This is a genomic window from Streptomyces sp. NPDC006487, from assembly GCF_042870555.1.
Lineage (GTDB): Bacteria > Actinomycetota > Actinomycetes > Streptomycetales > Streptomycetaceae > Streptomyces.
On the sequence record NZ_JBIAHN010000054.1, the window covers coordinates 1 to 1,069 of the forward strand.

Consider the following 1,069-nt stretch of genomic DNA (forward strand, 5'->3'; position numbering starts at 1 on the left):
CCTAGGTGTGTTGTCCGGGGACGTTGGTGACACGCGTGCTGGGTTCTTGAAATGGGTGAGGGCCTCCGGGTTCGGTGGGGATTGCGACATCTCAACCGACTTCAGGAGGCCCTCGTGGTCCACCGTAATGCCCCGCTGACCGAGACCGGGCGACTGCGCCTGGCCCGCTGTGTCGTGGACGACGGCTGGCCCGTGCGGCGGGCAGCGGAGCGTTTCCAGGTCAGCCACACCACCGCGGCTCGCTGGGCCGGCCGCTACCGGCAGCTCGGCATCGCCGGAATGAGTGACCGCTCCAGCCGCCCTCACCGCCAGCCGCGACGGACCGCGGCCGCGGTCGAGGAACACGTCCTGCGACTGCGACGCGAACACCGGATCGGGCCTCTGCGGCTCGCCGCCCGCTGCGGGATCGCCGCCTCGACCGCCCACCGCATCCTTGCCCGCAACGGCCTGCCACCACTGGCCGCCCTGGACCGGGCCACCGGCGAACCCGTCCGCCGCTACGAACGGCAACGGCCCGGCGAGCTCGTCCACATCGACGTCAAGAAGCTCGGCCGGATCCCCGACGGTGGCGGTCACAAGACCCTCGGCAGGGCCGAAGGACGGCGCAACAAGACCGGCGCCGGCTGGGCCTACCTCCACACCGCTCTCGACGACCACACCCGCCTCGCCTACACCGAAGACCTCCCCGACGAGACCGCACCCACCTGCGCCGGCTTTCTGGAACGGGCCACCGCCTGGTTCGCCGACCGCGGCATCACCGTCGAACGCGTCCTGACCGACAACGCCTGGGCCTACACCAAGAGCACCTGGCGCCAAACCTGTCGTGACCTGGGCATCAGCCCGCGCTGGACCCGGCCCTGGCGGCCGCAGACCAACGGCAAGGTCGAACGCTTCCACCGCACCCTGCTCGAGGAATGGGCCTACCAGCGGCCCTACACCTCAGACCGTGACCGAATGGAAGCGTTTGCCGACTGGCTGCACTGGTACAACTACCACCGACCCCACACCGGCATCCAAGGCCAAACACCCGCCAGCCGCGGCACCAACCTGTCCGGACAACACACCTAGG

General features: G+C 69.9%; 1 protein-coding gene. It reads left to right on the forward strand.

The annotated features are described in order from the left end of the window. Positions 1–114: 114 nt before the first annotated feature. Positions 115–1,068, forward strand: a complete 954-nt coding sequence (locus ACFYM0_RS37955; protein WP_388510325.1) for an IS481 family transposase — start codon at positions 115–117, stop codon at positions 1,066–1,068. Position 1,069 lies beyond the last annotated feature (1 nt).